The 14,741-nt window shown below is 66.7% G+C and carries 14 protein-coding genes; all 14 read left to right on the top strand.

Features of this window, described 5'->3' with window-relative positions; all coding sequences use genetic code 11:
- Positions 1-33 precede the first annotated feature (33 nt).
- The 14 genes from ACR42D_RS03305 (at position 34) to ACR42D_RS03240 (ending at position 14,700) form a co-directional block, all read left to right on the top strand.
- Positions 34-702: an amino acid ABC transporter permease gene (locus ACR42D_RS03305; RefSeq protein ID WP_484565441.1), complete on the top strand. Its 669-nt coding sequence runs from the start codon at positions 34-36 to the stop codon at positions 700-702.
- Positions 699-1,355, top strand: a complete 657-nt coding sequence (locus tag ACR42D_RS03300; RefSeq protein ID WP_484565440.1) for an amino acid ABC transporter permease — start codon at positions 699-701, stop codon at positions 1,353-1,355. Before ACR42D_RS03305 ends, ACR42D_RS03300 begins: the two co-directional genes overlap by 4 nt.
- A complete protein-coding gene (locus ACR42D_RS03295; protein WP_484565439.1) occupies positions 1,336-2,064 on the top strand; it encodes an amino acid ABC transporter ATP-binding protein in 729 nt (242 codons plus the stop codon). Before ACR42D_RS03300 ends, ACR42D_RS03295 begins: the two co-directional genes overlap by 20 nt.
- A 74-nt stretch (positions 2,065-2,138) precedes the next feature.
- Positions 2,139-3,251 (top strand): ABC transporter ATP-binding protein, encoded by a 1,113-nt coding sequence (locus ACR42D_RS03290; RefSeq protein ID WP_484565438.1) that lies wholly within the window; start codon positions 2,139-2,141, stop codon positions 3,249-3,251.
- Positions 3,252-3,267: 16 nt separating this feature from the next.
- The gene (locus ACR42D_RS03285; RefSeq protein WP_484565437.1) at positions 3,268-4,563 is read left to right on the top strand and encodes an ABC transporter substrate-binding protein; all 1,296 of its coding nucleotides are present in this window, start codon (positions 3,268-3,270) and stop codon (positions 4,561-4,563) included.
- A 61-nt stretch (positions 4,564-4,624) separates the two neighbouring features.
- A complete protein-coding gene (locus tag ACR42D_RS03280; RefSeq protein ID WP_484565436.1) occupies positions 4,625-5,473 on the top strand; it encodes an ABC transporter permease in 849 nt (282 codons plus the stop codon).
- Positions 5,474-5,491: 18 nt separating this feature from the next.
- Positions 5,492-6,322: an ABC transporter permease gene (locus ACR42D_RS03275; protein WP_484565435.1), complete on the top strand. Its 831-nt coding sequence runs from the start codon at positions 5,492-5,494 to the stop codon at positions 6,320-6,322.
- 11 nt (positions 6,323-6,333) lie between these two features.
- Complete coding sequence (locus ACR42D_RS03270; protein ID WP_484565434.1) at positions 6,334-7,053, top strand: aspartate/glutamate racemase family protein; 720 nt, start codon at positions 6,334-6,336, stop codon at positions 7,051-7,053.
- Positions 7,046-8,425, top strand: coding sequence for an allantoinase AllB (gene allB / locus ACR42D_RS03265; RefSeq protein ID WP_484565433.1), 1,380 nt, complete (start codon positions 7,046-7,048; stop codon positions 8,423-8,425). Before ACR42D_RS03270 ends, allB begins: the two co-directional genes overlap by 8 nt.
- A gap of 3 nt (positions 8,426-8,428) precedes the next feature.
- The gene (locus ACR42D_RS03260) at positions 8,429-9,685 is read left to right on the top strand and encodes an allantoate amidohydrolase (RefSeq protein WP_484565432.1); all 1,257 of its coding nucleotides are present in this window, start codon (positions 8,429-8,431) and stop codon (positions 9,683-9,685) included.
- Between the two features lie 46 nt (positions 9,686-9,731).
- On the top strand, positions 9,732-10,727 hold the full coding sequence (ilvC, locus tag ACR42D_RS03255) for a ketol-acid reductoisomerase (protein ID WP_484565431.1): 996 nt from the start codon (positions 9,732-9,734) through the stop codon (positions 10,725-10,727).
- A 93-nt stretch (positions 10,728-10,820) separates the two neighbouring features.
- Entirely contained in the window at positions 10,821-11,600 is a 780-nt protein-coding gene (allE, locus tag ACR42D_RS03250; protein WP_484565430.1) for a (S)-ureidoglycine aminohydrolase, read from the top strand.
- Between the two features lie 156 nt (positions 11,601-11,756).
- Complete coding sequence (locus ACR42D_RS03245) at positions 11,757-12,530, top strand: NAD kinase (protein ID WP_484565429.1); 774 nt, start codon at positions 11,757-11,759, stop codon at positions 12,528-12,530.
- 7 nt (positions 12,531-12,537) lie between these two features.
- The gene (locus ACR42D_RS03240; RefSeq protein WP_484565428.1) at positions 12,538-14,700 is read left to right on the top strand and encodes an MFS transporter; all 2,163 of its coding nucleotides are present in this window, start codon (positions 12,538-12,540) and stop codon (positions 14,698-14,700) included.
- The last annotated feature ends 41 nt before the right edge of the window (positions 14,701-14,741 follow it).

The following is a 14,741-nucleotide window of genomic DNA, read 5'->3' as shown; positions in this document are numbered from 1 at the left end:
GAGGGTCACCCTCCCGCCCCGCCAAGGCCCAGCATGTCGTACCAGTTTTCCATAGAGCCCATCCTGAACAACTGGCCGTTGTTCGTCGAAGGGGCGCTGTCCACCCTCCTGCTGACCGTGGCCGGTTCGGCCGTGGGCATCGCGGCCGGGGTCCTCGGAGCCGTGTCCCGGGCCTGGCGGCTGCGCTTCCTCTGCCCGGTCTACACGGTTTACGTGGAGTGCGTGCGCAACACGCCCTTCCTGGTCCAGCTCTATTTCATCTTCTTCGGCCTGCCCGCCATGGGCGTCAGGCTGAACGGCTGGGAGGCCTCGTTCCTGGCCATGGCCCTGAACCTGGGGGCCTATTCCACCGAGATCATCCGGGCGGGCGTCATGTCCATCCCGCGCGGCCAGATCGAGGCCGCCGAGTCCCTGGCCCTGAGCCGTCTGCAGACCTTCCGCTTCGTGATCCTGCGGCCCGCCCTGAAGAACGTCTGGCCCGCCCTGTGCAGCCAGGTCATCATCGTCATGCTCGGCTCGTCCGTGTGCTCCCAGGTGGCCGCCCAGGAGCTGACCTACGTGGCCAACCTGCTCCAGTCCCGGACCTTCCGCGCCTTTGAGATCTACGCCTTCAGCACGTTCATGTACCTGCTGCTGGCGATCCTGGTCCGCCGCGCCCTCCACGCCCTCGGACACCGGTTCATCGACGGGAGGCGGGCATGATCGAGTTCACCCTCTGGGACATCGTCCGCCACCTGCTCACGGGCGGGGCCTGGACCGTGGGATTGTCCCTGCTCGCCTTTGTCTCGGGCGGGCTGGTCGGCCTGATGATCCTGGTCGCGCGCCTCTCCCCCCGCCCGCTCACTTCGAAGCTGGCCCGGGGCTACATCGAATTTTTCCAGGACACCCCGCTGCTCATGCAGCTCTTCCTGATCTTCTTCGGCATCGGCCTGCTCGGCTTCGACATCTCGCCGTTCATCACCGCCGCCCTGGGCCTGACCCTGTTCACCAGCGCCTACCTGGCCGAGATCTGGCGCGGCTGCGTCGAGTCCATCGCCAAGGGCCAGTGGGAGGCCGGGGAGAGCCTGGCCCTGACCCGCTGGCAGCAGATGCGCTTCGTCATCCTGCCCCAGGCCGTGCGCATCGCCGTGCCCCCGACCGTGGGATTCTCGGTCCAGGTGGTCAAGGGCACGGCCGTCACATCGATCATCGGCTTCATGGAAATCACCAAGACCGGTTCCATGATCTCCAACGCGACCTTCCGCCCGCTGCTTGTCTACGGGCTGGTGGCCGCCGGATATTTCATCATCTGCTTCCCGCTGTCGGCCCTGGCCCGGCGGGTGGAAAGGAGGCTCCATGGCGCTTGTGGCCGCTGAGGGCATTCATAAGAGTTTCGGGGATAACGAGGTGCTCAAGGGCGTCGATCTCAAGGTCGGCGAGGGCGAGGTCGTGGCCATCATCGGCCGCAGCGGGTCCGGCAAGTCCACCCTGCTGCGCATCATCAACGGCCTGGAGTCCTTCGACGACGGCATCCTGATCATCGACGGAGACCGCCGCACCGGCATGGAGCGCGACCTGCGCGACCTGCGCCTCAAGGTGGGCATGGTCTTCCAGCAGTTCAACCTGTTCCCCCACCTGACGGCCGGGGAAAACGTCATGCTCGCCCCCCGGCAGGTCAAGAAGGCCGGCAAGGCCGAGGCCGCCGAACTGGCCCGCGAGATGCTCACCCGCGTCGGCCTGGGCGACAAGTTCGACGCCTACCCGGACCAGCTGTCCGGCGGGCAGCAGCAGCGCGTGGCCATCGCCCGGTCCCTGGCCATGCGGCCCAAGGTCCTGCTCTGCGACGAGATCACCTCGGCGCTCGACCCCGAGCTGGTGGGCGAGGTCCTGGAGGTGGTCCGGGGGCTGGCCGAGGCGGGCATGACATTGATCATGGTCACCCACGAGATGCGTTTCGCCCGCGAGGTCGGCGACAAGCTCATCTTCATGCACCAGGGCAAGGTCCACGAGCAGGGCGACCCCAGGGCGCTCTTTGCCGAGCCGTCCACCCCGGAGCTGGCCTCGTTCATCCGGGCCATCGACTGATTTTTCGCACGCAAGGACCAGGCACCCAAGGCAAGTGGAAAGCGGCGACAACACTGAAACAACGGCGAACCATCATGGCTGACATCGGAAAAGTGGAACTGTCCGCAGTGGGCAAATATTACGGCGAGGTCGAAGCGCTCAAGAACATCGAACTGACCGTCCGGGCGGGCGAGTACTGCTGCCTGCTCGGTCCCAGCGGGTGCGGCAAGTCCACGGCCGTGCGCATGATCTCCGGGCACGAGGACGTGACCAGCGGCGACATCCTCCTGGACAACCGCAACATCACCAACCACCCGCCCGCCAAGCGCAAGACCGCGCTCATGTTCCAGAACTACGCCCTGTTCCCGCACCTGTCCTGCGTGGACAACGTGGCCTTCAGCCTGAAGCTCAAGGGCGAGCCCAGGAAGAGCCGCCGCGCCCAGGCCATGGAATATCTCGAACTGGTCCACATGGACGGGTTCGCCAAGGTCAGGCCGGACCAGCTGTCCGGCGGCCAGCAGCAGCGCGTGGCCCTGGCCCGGGCGCTGATCACCAAGCCCTCGGTCATCCTCCTGGACGAGCCCCTGTCCGCCCTGGATCCCTTCCTGCGCGTGCAGATGCGCAAGGAGCTCAAGAACATCCAGGAGGAACTGGGCATGACCTTCATCCACGTGACCCACTCCCAGGAAGAGGCCTTCGCCCTGGCCGACAAGGTCGTGGTCATGGCCGACGGCGGCATCCGGCAGGTGGGCACCCCGCGCCAGGTCTTCCAGTCCCCGGTCTCCCCCTTCGTGGCCGGGTTCATCGGCGGCCACAACATCTTCGAGGGCGAGTTTGCGGCCCAGTCCGAGGGGCACCGGCTGACCGTGGAAGGGGCCCGCGCCGAGCGGTGCTGCGACCTGCCCAATCTTCATGGCTCCGGGACCTACGGTTTTTCCGTGCGCACCGACCGCGTCCGCCTGGCGGGCGAGGGCCGCGACGCCACGGACGTGACCGTGCCCGCGACCATCGCCATGGCCGAATACCAGGGTACCCACGTGGTCCTGCACTGCCGGACCGAATCGGGCCGGACCGTCCAGGTCTGCGAGCCCGACGACCGATATTTTGCCGACACGCCCGCACCCGGGGATCGGGTTACCCTGGGCTGGGACTGTGCCGACATGAACGTATTTCCCTCTCAAGGCGGGAAAGGCGAAACCAGTAACTGACACAGGAGAGAGAGTCATGGTTAAGGAAACAAAGAAAGACGGCAAGATGAGCCGCAGGAGCTTCCTGGGCAAGGCGGCGGCAGCCACCGCCGCCGTGGCGGCCGCGCCGGTCATCACCGGCTTCCCCACGGTCTGGGCCCAGAACATCAAGAACATCAAGCTGCGCCAGTTCGGCACGGGCACGGCCAGCGTCAACGCCATCGCCGAGAAGGTCAAGGCGGACCTCGGCTTCACCATCGAAATGACCGCGCTCGACTCCGACGCCGTGGTCCAGCGCGCGGTGACCCAGCCCAAGTCCTACGATATCGCGGACATCGAGTACTGGGTCTGCAAGAAGGTCTACCCCAGCGGCGTGATCCAGCCCATGGACACCTCCAAGATCAAGCTCTACGACAAGATTTCCCCGCTCTTCAAGACCGGCCAGCTGACCCCGGGCGCCGCCATCGCCCAGGGCACGGCCCCGCACACCGTGGGCTTCGTGGAAAAGAACGAGGACACCGTCTTCGCCAAGCGCGAGACCCGGTGGATGACCCTGATCCCGACCATCTACAACGCCGACACCCTGGGCATCCGCCCGGACCTGGTGGGCCGCCCCATCAACAACTGGCGCGACATCATGGACCCGGCCTTCAAGGGCAAGACCTCCATCCTGAACATCCCGTCCATCGGCATCATGGACGCGGCCATGATCTGCGAGTCCATGGGCGTCATCAAGTACGGCGACAAGGGCAACATGACCCGCGATGAGATCGACAAGACCATCGAGGTCCTCAAGAAGGCCAAGAAGGAAGGCCAGTTCCGCGCCTTCTGGAAGTCCTTTGACGAGTCCGTCAACCTGATGTCCTCGGGCGAGGTCGTCATCCAGTCCATGTGGTCCCCGGCCGTGGCCGCGGTCCGCGCCAAGGGCATTCCCTGCAAGTACCAGCCTCTTGAGGAAGGCTACCGCGCCTGGGGTGGCGGCCTGGGCATCGCCCGCCACCTGACCGGCCTGGAGCTCGAGGCCGCCTACGAGTACTTCAACTGGTACATCTCCGGCTGGGCCGGCGCATACCTGAACCGCCAGGGCTACTACAGCGCGGCTCCGGAAACCTCCAAGCAGTACATGTCCGAAAACGAATGGAACTACTGGATGGAAGGCAAGGCGGCCACCGCCGACATCGTCAGCCCCGAGGGCGTGACCATGGAGAAGAAGGGCGCTGTCCGCGACGGCGGCTCCTACGACGAACGCATGGGCCACGTGGCCTGCTGGAACTCGGTCATGGACGAGAACAAGTACATGATCCGCAAGTGGAACGAGTTCATCGCCTCCTAGAACGAAATCAACGCGGCGGCTCCCCGGCCATCCGGGGAGCCGCCCCAACACGGGCCGCACCATGACGCAATCCCGCTTTTCCTATCTCCAGGCGTTCCCGCTGTTCGCCATCATGCTGGTCTTCCTGGTCATCCCCACCGTGATGATCGTGGCGGTCAGCTTCTGGGACTACAACGCCTTCTCGATCATCCCGGACTTCATCTGGGACAACTACGACTTCCTGCTGACCTCGCCGGTCACCTGGCGGGCCTACGGCACGACCTTCTTCTACGCCCTGACCTCCTGGGCCCTGACGCTGGTCATCGGCTTCACCGCCGCCTACTACATGGCCTTCCACCTGCGCACCACCAAGTCCCAGACCATCTGCTTCCTGCTGGCGACCATTCCGTTTCTGACGTCCAACATCATCCGGATGATCTCGTGGATTCCCCTGCTCGGGCGCAACGGGCTGGTCAACCAGGCCCTGCTGTCCATGGGGCTGATCGACAATCCACTGGAATTTCTGCTCTATTCCGATTTTTCGGTGATCCTGGCCTTTGTCCACCTGTACACGCTGTTCATGGTCGTGCCCATCTTCAACTCCATGATGCGCATCGACCGCAAGCTGATCGAGGCGGCCATCGACGCCGGGGCCTCGCCCCTGCAGGTCCTGACCCAGGTGATCATCCCCCTGTCCAAGTCCGGGATCACCATCGGGACCATCTTCGTCTTCACCCTGGTCATGGGCGACTTCATCACCGTGCGCCTCATGTCCGGCGGGCTGTCCGCCTCGGTGGGCGTGCTCATCTACAACGAGATCACCCTGCTGCAGTATCCGGCGGCGGCCGCCGGGGCCGTGACCCTGCTGCTCACGGTCCTGATGATGCTCGCCATCCTCTTCCGTTTCGCCAACATCCGCGAAGACCTCTAAGGCGCAAGGGAGCGTATCATGAACACCACCGGCAAACGGCCGAAGAGCTTCTACTTCCTGTCCGCGTTCTTCGCCCTGTTCATCCTTTTCCTGTACGGCCCCACCCTGACCATCGGCATATTGTCCTTCCAGGGGCCGTCCGGCGGGCTGACCTTTCCCATGAACGGCATGTCCCTGCACTGGTATTTCAAGCTGTTCGAAACGCAGGCCGTGGGCGACTTCGGCGGGTCCCTGACCCGCTCCCTGCTCCTGGCCCTGGCGGTCATGGTCACCACCGTGGTCGTCTCGCTCTCGGCGGGCATGGCCTTCCGCAAAAAATTCAGGGGCAGCGGCGTGCTCTTCTACCTGACCGTGGTCAGCCTGATCATCCCGTCCATCCTGATCAGCCTGGGCATCGGCCTGCTCTTCAACCAGGCGGGCGTGGAGCCCACCTGGTACGGCTCGGCGTTCGGCGCGCACCTGACCTGGACCCTGCCCTTCGGGCTGCTGATCATGTTCGCGGTCTTCAACCGGTTCGACAAATCCTTCGAGGCCGCGGCCACGGACATGTGCGCTACCCCGTTCCAGACCTTGCGCTTCGTGGTCATCCCGCTGATACTGCCGAGCCTGGTGGGCGTGGGGTTGTTCGGCTTCACCCTGTCCTATGACGAGTTCGCCCGCACGATCATGACCTCGGGCTCGCAGAACACCCTGCCGCTGGAGATCTTCGGCATGACCACCAACGTGACCACGCCCGTGCTCTACGCGCTCGGCACCCTGACCACGCTCATCTCGTTCGTGGCCATTGTCGGCACCCTGGTCGCCCTCAGCCTGCTCAAGCGCCGCCGCAACCGCATCCAGGCCGGGTAAAGGATATCCCCATGCGCATCCTGCTCATCAACCCCAATTCCAGCCCGGCCATGACCCGGACCATCGCGGACGCTGGCAAGGCCGTGGCCGCGCCCGGCACCGAAATCGTGGGCATCCGCCCCCCCGGCGCGCCCCTGTCCATCGAAGGGCATTCGGACGGCGTGCTCGCCGCCTTCCACACCCTCAAGCTGGTGGAAGAGAGCGGCCCGGCGGACGGTTACGTACTGGCCTGTTTCGACGACACGGGCGTGGACGCTGTGCGCGAACGGGTCGCCGGACCAACGCTTGGCATCGGCGAGGCCGCCATGCACGCGGCCACCATGCTCGCCTGCCGCTTCTCCATCCTGACCTCCCTGGAGCGGTCCGTGCCCATCCTCGAAGACAACGCGGCCCGCTACGGATTGGCCGCCCGCTGCCGGGGCGTGCACGCCGCGCAGCTGCCGGTCCTGGCCTTCGAGGACGGCGAATCCGCCTACGCGATCCTGCGCGACGCGGCCCGCGAGGTCCTGAAAAGGGACCGCTCCGACGCCCTGGTCCTGGGCTGCGGCGGCATGGCCCATCTGGCCCCGCGCCTGGCCGAGGAACTCGGCGCGCCCGTGGTCGAGGGCGTGGCCTGCGCAATCAAGTTCGTGGAATCCCTCGTCTCCCTGAACCTCAGGACGAGCAAGACCGGCGGGTACGCATACCCCCTGGCCAAAACCCCGGTATCCGGCGGAGAACATCATGTTTGATCTCGTGCTCGAAAACGTCCGCCTGGTCCTTGAGGACGCCACCCGCGACTGCGTCATCGGTATCCGCGACGGCGAAGTGGCCCGTATCGCGGCCCCCGGTACACGGTTTGAAGGCGTACAGGTCCTTGACTGCGCGGGCAAGCTGATCATGCCCGGGTTCATCGACCTACACGTGCATTTCAACGAGCCGGGACTGACCCGGCGCGAGGACTATTTCACCGGCTCCTCCTCTGCGGCGGCCGGGGGCGTGACCCTGTTCGCGGACATGCCCCTGTCCAACGAGCCGTATACCCTTTCCGAGACCGACGTGCGCGACAAGTTCGAGCGCGCGGCCAGGGGCTCGGTGGTGGACTACGCGATCTGGGCCGGGCTGGTGGAGGACAACGTGGACCGGATGGACCCCATGGCCGGGGCCGGGGCCTACGGCTTCAAGATGTTCACCTGCGACGCCGGGGACGGCTTCCCCATGCCCGCGCCGGAGACCATGCAACGCGGCTTTTCCGAAGCCCGTCGGCTTGGCTCCTTTGTGGGCGTGCACTGCGAGGACCAGACGGTCATGGACCGCATCGCGGGCCAAGACCACGGCGGCGAGGACGAGATTTCCCGCTTCCTGGCCATCCACTGCCCGGAGGCCGAGATCGAGGCCACGAAGCATGTCATCGGCCTGTGCGAGGAGACCGGCGGCCACCTGCACGTCTGCCACGCCAGCCTGCCCGAGGTGGTGGACATGGTCGCCGAGGCCAGGAAGCGCGGCGCGCCGGTCACCGTGGAGACCTGCCCGCAGTACCTGCTGTGCACCACCGACGACCTGCGCGCCATCGGCGGTCGGCTGAAGTGCACCCCGCCCGTGCGCTCGGCCGACGACGTGGAAGGCATGTGGCGACGCATCGAGGAGGGGGCCGTGGACTTCATCGGCACGGACCACTCGCCCGCCGAGACCTTCGAAAAGGAGCGCGACTCCTTCAACCGGTGCTGGGGCGGCATCAACGGGGTCCAGTTCCTCTTCCCCCTGCTGCACACCGAGGGCGTGGTCCGGCGCGGGCTCTCCCCCGAGCTCCTGGTCCGGCTGTACAGCGCCGCACCCGCGCGGTTCATCGGCCAGTATCCGCGCAAGGGCACGCTTGAAGAGGGCAGCGAGGCGACTTTCGTGATCTTCGACCCCGAGGCCGAATGGACCATCCGGGCCGAGGATCTTCTGACCAAGCACAGGCAGACCCCCTATGCCGGATTGTCCTGCACCGGCCGCGTGGAACAGACGTGGCTGCGGGGCGAGATGGTCTGCCGATTCGATTCCGATACGGGCAAGCACCGGCCGACCGGCCGCGCCGGTTCCGGCAAACCGGTGATCCCCGTGAACAACAAAGGGAAATGACCAATGACCAAGGCGAATTTGAAAACCGACCCCGCGCGGCTTGAACGGTTCCTGACCGAGATCGCCGCCTTCGGGGCGACCAGGAACAACGGCGTGACCCGCCTGGCCCTGAGCGACGAGGACCGGGACGCCCGCAATCAGCTCAAGGCGTGGTTCGAGGCCGCGGGCTGCGAGACGAAGATCGACCGCATGGGCAACATGTTCTTTGTCCGGCCCGGCAAGAACCGCGACCTGCCGCCGGTCCTGACCGGCTCCCACTGCGACTCCCAGCCGCAGGGCGGGCGCTTCGACGGCATCCTCGGCATCATCGGCGGGCTGGAGGCGGTCTGCGCCCTGAACGACGCGGGCGTGACCCTTGAGCGCGACCTGATCGTGGTCAACTGGACCAACGAGGAAGGCAGCCGCTTCACCCCGGGCACCACCGGTTCCGGCGTGTTCGCGGGCAAGCTCGACCGCGACGAGATGTACGGACTGACCGACCGCGAGGGGCTGACCTTCGGCGGGGAGCTTGAGCGCATCGGCTACAAGGGCGCGGAGGACTTCGACCCCGGGCCGCTGCACGCCAACTTCGAGTACCACATCGAGCAGGGCCCGGTCCTGGAGCGCCAGGGGAAGACCATCGGCGTGCCCAAGGGCATCGTCTGCCTGCGCTGGTACGACGTGGAGATAACCGGCGTGCCCAACCACGCCGGGCCCACGCCCATGAACGAGCGCAAGGACGCGGTCTACGCCTTTGCCCGCATGGCCTCGGATATCTTTGAGATCGGCCTGGCCTCGGACAACGTGGTGGCCACCGTGGGCGAGGTCCATCCCTCCCCCAACTCGCGAAACGTCATCGCCGGGAACCTCCACTTCACCATCGACGTGCGCGGCTGGGACGAGAGCGAGACCGACCGCGTCTGCGCGGACATCGAAAAGGCCATCCGCACCCACGCCGAGGTCACCGGGACCAGCGTGGACATCCGCAAGACCTGGGAGGTGGAGCGCGCGCCCTTCAACCAGGCCCTGGTCTCCATGATCCACGAGACCGCCGGGGAGTTGGGCCTGCCCGCCCTGGACATGGTCTCAGGCGCGTCCCACGACACCGTGTACATCAACCAGTTCGCGCCCAGCGCCATGATCTTCGTGCCCTCCATCGGGGGCCGGAGCCATGCCGAGGTGGAGGAAACCTCCTGGGCGGACTGCGCGGCCGGAGCCGACGTGCTCCTGAACTGCATTATCAAGACCTGCAACGACCCGGAAGGCGCGGAATACGCCTAGGCGTCCCCGCACCGGACAAGACAGCAGCCAGAAAAAAGGAACAACCATGAGCGACATCGAATTCGAGAAAATCTACCGTGACGAAGACGTGGACCTGTCCGTGCTGGACGGCAAGACCGTGGCCATCATCGGCTACGGCAGCCAGGGCCGCGCCCAATCCATGAACATGCGCGAGTCCGGCGTGAAGATCATCGTGGGCGCGGGCGACCGCACCCGCCACTCCAGCTGGGACAAGGCCGAGGCCGACGGCTTTACGGTCTACTCCATCGAGGAGGCCGTGGACAAGGCGGACATCGTCCACATCCTGCTCCAGGATCCGGCCCAGCCTTCCGTCTACTACGAGTCCATCCACAAGCATCTCAAGCCCGGCCAGACCCTGAGCTTCGCCCACGGCTTCGCCATCCTCTACGGGACCATCAAGCCGCCCAAGGACGTGGACGTGGTCCTGTTCGTGCCCAACGGCCCCGGCCCGGTCACCCGCCAGAAGTTCAAGGACGGCTCCGGCATCTGGGGCTGCGTGTCCGTGGACCAGGACGTCAGCGGACAGGCGAAGGAGACCGCCCTGGCCATCTCCAAGGCCGTGGGCTCCACCCGCGTGGGCGTGGTGGACATGACCTTCCAGCACGAGACCGAGGGCGACAACTACGAGGAGCAGGTCCTGTACGGCGGGACCATCCACCTCATGCGGACCATGTTCAACATCATGGTCAAGAACGGCTATCCCCGCTCCTTCGCCTACGCCAAGGCGATCCGCTCCATCCGGTCCATCATCGACGACATCGACGCCGTGGGCATCGAGGCCTACCTGACCTCCCGGGCCAGCCGGACCTGCGAGTTCGCCGTGCGCCACAGCGGCCCGCGCGTGATCAACGAGCAGGCCATGGAGGAGATCTTCGAGGAGACCGAGCGCGGCATCTTCGCCCGCAACTGGCTCCAGGAATTCTCCCTGGGCATGCCCACCCTGAACCGCATGCGCCGCACCTGGGCGGATTCGGACATGGAAAAGACCGGAAAAATCTGGCGCGACAAGTTCGGAAAGTAGTACACCTCCCCACACCGAGGCGCGGGGGGAACGACCTCTCCTCCGCGTCCCGGCCTTGAACCAAGCAGGCCGAACGCAACAAGGACAACCACCATGCCTTATCCCGAAGGCTTCCTGAAAAACCGCTCCGAGTACGTGCCCGGCAAGTACGCGGTCATCACCACCGAGGGCCGGGTCATCAACGTCGTGCCGGGCATCGAGGACTGCGCCCTGTCCATTGTGGCCTCGCCCAAGCTCGGGGCCAACTTCGTGCAGATGGTCGGCGCCGTGTCCACCGAGGGCAGGACGACCATGCCCTACGGCCAGGCCGAGAACATCGAGACCCTGCTCTTCGTCATGTCCGGCGAGGGCACGCTCAAGGCCACCGTGGACGGCAAGACCGCCACCCTGTCCGCGGGCGGCTACATCTACGCGCCTCCGGGCAAGGGCATTTCCTTCGCCTCCTCGGGCGACGCGCCAGTGGAGATCCTGCTCTACAAGCAGCGCTTCATCCCCCACCCGGACCCGGCGGTCCAGGCTCCGTGGATGGTCACCGGCTCCATCCGCGACATCGACGAGAGCCTGTACGACTCCATGGAAAACGTGTTCGTGCGCGATCTTCTGCCCGTGGACCAGGCATTCGACATGAACTTCCACACCCTGGCCTTCCTGCCCGGCGGCTGCCATCCCTTCGTGGAGACCCACGTGCAGGAGCACGGCATGTACATCTACCAGGGCGAAGGGCTGTACCTGCTCGATGAGAAATGGCTGCCCGTCCAGTCCGGCGACTTCATCTGGATCGCCCCGTTCTGCAAGCAGGCGTGCTACGGCATCGGCCGCGAGCGCATGGAGTACATCTACTCCAAGGACTGCCACCGCGACGAAGCCATCTGACCCGACAATCCTCCTCTTTGGGGCCGCACGGCGCATCCCGCGCCGTGCGGCCTTTTCTCGTCCAGCGAATGGAAAACCGCGTGAGCCTCTTTACGGCACGGGCCATGCAGGGTAGTTGGTCCAGCAATGAACCGGAGCAAAAGGATGGGCCGCACCATGGAATCCGCTATTCACCATATCGCCTGCGTCGCCTCGGACACACACGCCGCCCAGGAACGTTTCGCCGTCCTGAAGGAACGCTATGCCCTGGTCCCGGTGGACGAGGCCGACGCCCTGGTGGCCCTGGGCGGGGACGGGTTCATGCTCCGGACCGTGCACGAGTATCTGGACCGGAAACTGCCCATCTACGGCATGAACTGCGGAACCATCGGCTTTCTGCTCAACCAGTTCAACCCGGACAACCTCATCGAACGGATCAACGCGGCCCAGGAGCACCTCCTGAACCCGCTGGCCATGACCGCCATCACCCTGGAGGGCGACCGCGTCTCGGCCCTGGCCTTCAACGAGGTGGCCATGCTGCGCACCTCCCAGCAGTCGGCCCATATCCGGCTGTTCATCAACGGCCGCAAGCGGCTGGACAACCTGGTCTGCGACGGGGTCATGGTCGCCACTCCGGCGGGCTCCACGGCCTACAACCTGTCCGCCCACGGTCCGATCATCCCGCTGGGGTCCAACGTCATGGCCCTGACCCCCATCTGCCCCTTCCGGCCCCGGCGCTGGTCCGGGGCCCTGCTGCCCAACACCGCCAGCGTGGAGTTCGACATCCTCTGGCCGGGGCTGCGGCCGGTCAGCGCCACCGCCGACTTCCTGGAGGTCCGCGACGTGGCCCACATCCAGGTCCGCGAGGACCACGCGCGCCCGGCGCGCATCCTGTTCGCCCCGGACCACTCCCTGGAGGAGCGCATCTTCAACGAGCAGTTCATCCACTGACGGCGACATGCGTTTGAACGGGAACAACTGCACCCTCGCCGCCGTACTGATCGGCGGGCTGTTCACCTCCCTCGGGGTGGGCCTGTTCGCCTTCACCATCCCGCTGCTCAGCCTGGACGACCGGGTCAGCGGCGCGTGGCTGGGCTCCGCGTTCGCCGGGTACTACCTGGCCAAGCTGCTGGTCTCGCCCCTGTCCGGCATGGCCGCCGACCGGTTCGGGCCCAAGCCGGTCCTGGCCCTGGCCTCGGCTTTGGGCTGCGTCATCCCCCTGGCCTATTTCGCGGCCCCTAGCCTGACCACCCTGTACGCGGTGCAGGTGGCCATGGGCATGGTCACCGGCCTGGTCCGGCCCGTGGGGCTGGCCGCCCTGGGCGGCTCGGCCGAAGGACCGTCCCTGTCGCGCCGGTTCGCGGTCCACGCCGCCCTGTTCAACGCGGCCGCCTTTGCCGGGCCCATCCTCGGCAGCCTGCTTTACACCACCGGGGTCATGGGGCCGGTCCTCATCGGCCTGTCCCTCTGCCTGGGGCTGGCCCTGGCCGCCACCTTCCTGCTCATGCCGCGCGAGGCGGCCACCAGCCGCCCGGCACCGCCCAAGGCCGGGCCGGCCGGTTCCCGGGGACGCGCCGCCGCCCTGCTCCTGGCCATCGGCGGGCGCAGCCTGGGCATCGGGCTGACCACCGCCTTCTACCCCCTCGTCCTGGCCGAGACCTTGGGCCGCCACGGGCCGGTCATCGCGGCCACCTTCGCCGCGCCCGGCCTGGCCACCTTCCTGGGGCTGCTGCTCACGGGCCGGTTCGGCGGCAAGAGCCCGGACATGGACCGCGTGGTCTTGGGCATGCTGGTCAGCGCGGGCGCGCTCTACGCCCTGGGCGAGTGCCGTTTGCTCTGGCAGTTCGCCACCTTCGGCGTGCTCCTCGGCCTGGGCGCGGCCCTGTCCATCCCGGCCTCCATGTATTTCGCCTCCACCCTGAGCCGCAGGCAGGGCGCGGTCTTCGGCGCGGCCAACCTCGCCTCCGGGCTCGGCTTCCTGCTGGGGCCTCTGCTCGGCGGGGCCGTAGTCCACACCCTGCATTCCCCGGCGCCGGGGCTCAGGATCGCGGCCCTGATCGGCGCGCTCTGCTGCCTGCCCCTGCTGGCCCATGTCTTCCGCGACCAGTTCCACTGGGGCGACGGCCTGGCCTGGACCGCCACCGGGCTGGCCGCCGGACTCCTCGGCCTGATGCTCGTCCTGAACCTGTCCCCGACCCTGCGCATGGAGGCCCACGAGGACGATCTCTACCGCTTCACCGACGTGGCCATGGGCACGGTGGTCAAGCTGACCATCGAGGCCCCGAGCCGCAAGTCCGCCACCCAGGCGGCCCGCCGGACCATGACCGCCATGCGCGCCCTGCAGCAGGACTTCGACCACCGCAACCCGCGCGGCTCCATCGGACGGATCAACCGCGCGGCCGGGCACGCCTGGGTCAAGGTCACGCCGCGCGCCTTCGCCCTGCTCGACCGGGCGCTCAAGTTCAGCGCGGCCACGGGCGGCATCTTCGACCCCACGGTGGGGGCCCTGACCACCTCGCCCTTCTACTACGCCATGGACGAGTCCGTGGCCCGGGCCAAGTCCGGGCTGGTGGACTTCCGCATGGTCCTCATGGACCGGCCCGGCGATCGGGTGCGGCTCAAGAGGGAGGGCATGGCCCTGGACCTCGGCGGCATCGCCAAGGGGGCCATCGTGGACGCGGCCGTGGCCCTGCTGCAAAAGCACGGCGTGCAATCCGGCATCGTCGAGGCCGGGGGCGACTTCCGCTGCTTCGGCGACCGCGACTGGCACGTGGGCGTCCGCCACCCCCGCAACGACGCCGTGTTCCAGACGATCACCATCCGCGACAGGAGCGTGTGCGGCTCGGGCGACTATCGCCAGTTCGTGGCCCCGAAGAAAAAGGACGGCCCCATCGAGCACCATCACATCATCGACCCCTCGACCATGGACTCGGCCCACCGGTCCATCGGGGTGACGGTCATCGCGGACACCGCCGAACTGGCCGACGCCCTGGCCACCACCCTGTTCATCATGGGCCCGGCCCGGGGCGCTCAGTTCCTCGAAAAATACTCGCCGCAGAGCGCCTGCATCTGGTTTCTGCCCGACCGGACCGTGGCCTACACCGACAATTTCCCGCACTGACGGCGAAAAACACCGGGCGCGCGGCCGGTGTCGGTATCCTT

Origin of the sequence: Pseudodesulfovibrio sp. lm2024 (genome assembly GCF_051175575.1) — a bacterium.
Classification (GTDB): Bacteria; Desulfobacterota; Desulfovibrionia; order Desulfovibrionales; family Desulfovibrionaceae; genus Pseudodesulfovibrio; species Pseudodesulfovibrio caledoniensis.
This window is presented reverse-complemented; position numbering and strand designations above follow the sequence as displayed.

Coding starts and splice junctions, on each gene's coding strand:
- ACR42D_RS03305 (WP_484565441.1), top strand. CDS start 34: ATGTCGTACCAGTTTTCCATAGAGCCCATCCTGAACAACTGGCCGTTG.
- ACR42D_RS03280 (WP_484565436.1), top strand. CDS start 4,625: ATGACGCAATCCCGCTTTTCCTATCTCCAGGCGTTCCCGCTGTTCGCC.
- ACR42D_RS03240 (WP_484565428.1), top strand. CDS start 12,538: ATGCGTTTGAACGGGAACAACTGCACCCTCGCCGCCGTACTGATCGGC.
- ACR42D_RS03290 (WP_484565438.1), top strand. CDS start 2,139: ATGGCTGACATCGGAAAAGTGGAACTGTCCGCAGTGGGCAAATATTAC.
- ACR42D_RS03295 (WP_484565439.1), top strand. CDS start 1,336: ATGGCGCTTGTGGCCGCTGAGGGCATTCATAAGAGTTTCGGGGATAAC.
- ACR42D_RS03245 (WP_484565429.1), top strand. CDS start 11,757: ATGGAATCCGCTATTCACCATATCGCCTGCGTCGCCTCGGACACACAC.
- allB (WP_484565433.1), top strand. CDS start 7,046: ATGTTTGATCTCGTGCTCGAAAACGTCCGCCTGGTCCTTGAGGACGCC.
- ilvC (WP_484565431.1), top strand. CDS start 9,732: ATGAGCGACATCGAATTCGAGAAAATCTACCGTGACGAAGACGTGGAC.
- ACR42D_RS03300 (WP_484565440.1), top strand. CDS start 699: ATGATCGAGTTCACCCTCTGGGACATCGTCCGCCACCTGCTCACGGGC.
- ACR42D_RS03270 (WP_484565434.1), top strand. CDS start 6,334: ATGCGCATCCTGCTCATCAACCCCAATTCCAGCCCGGCCATGACCCGG.
- ACR42D_RS03275 (WP_484565435.1), top strand. CDS start 5,492: ATGAACACCACCGGCAAACGGCCGAAGAGCTTCTACTTCCTGTCCGCG.
- allE (WP_484565430.1), top strand. CDS start 10,821: ATGCCTTATCCCGAAGGCTTCCTGAAAAACCGCTCCGAGTACGTGCCC.
- ACR42D_RS03285 (WP_484565437.1), top strand. CDS start 3,268: ATGGTTAAGGAAACAAAGAAAGACGGCAAGATGAGCCGCAGGAGCTTC.
- ACR42D_RS03260 (WP_484565432.1), top strand. CDS start 8,429: ATGACCAAGGCGAATTTGAAAACCGACCCCGCGCGGCTTGAACGGTTC.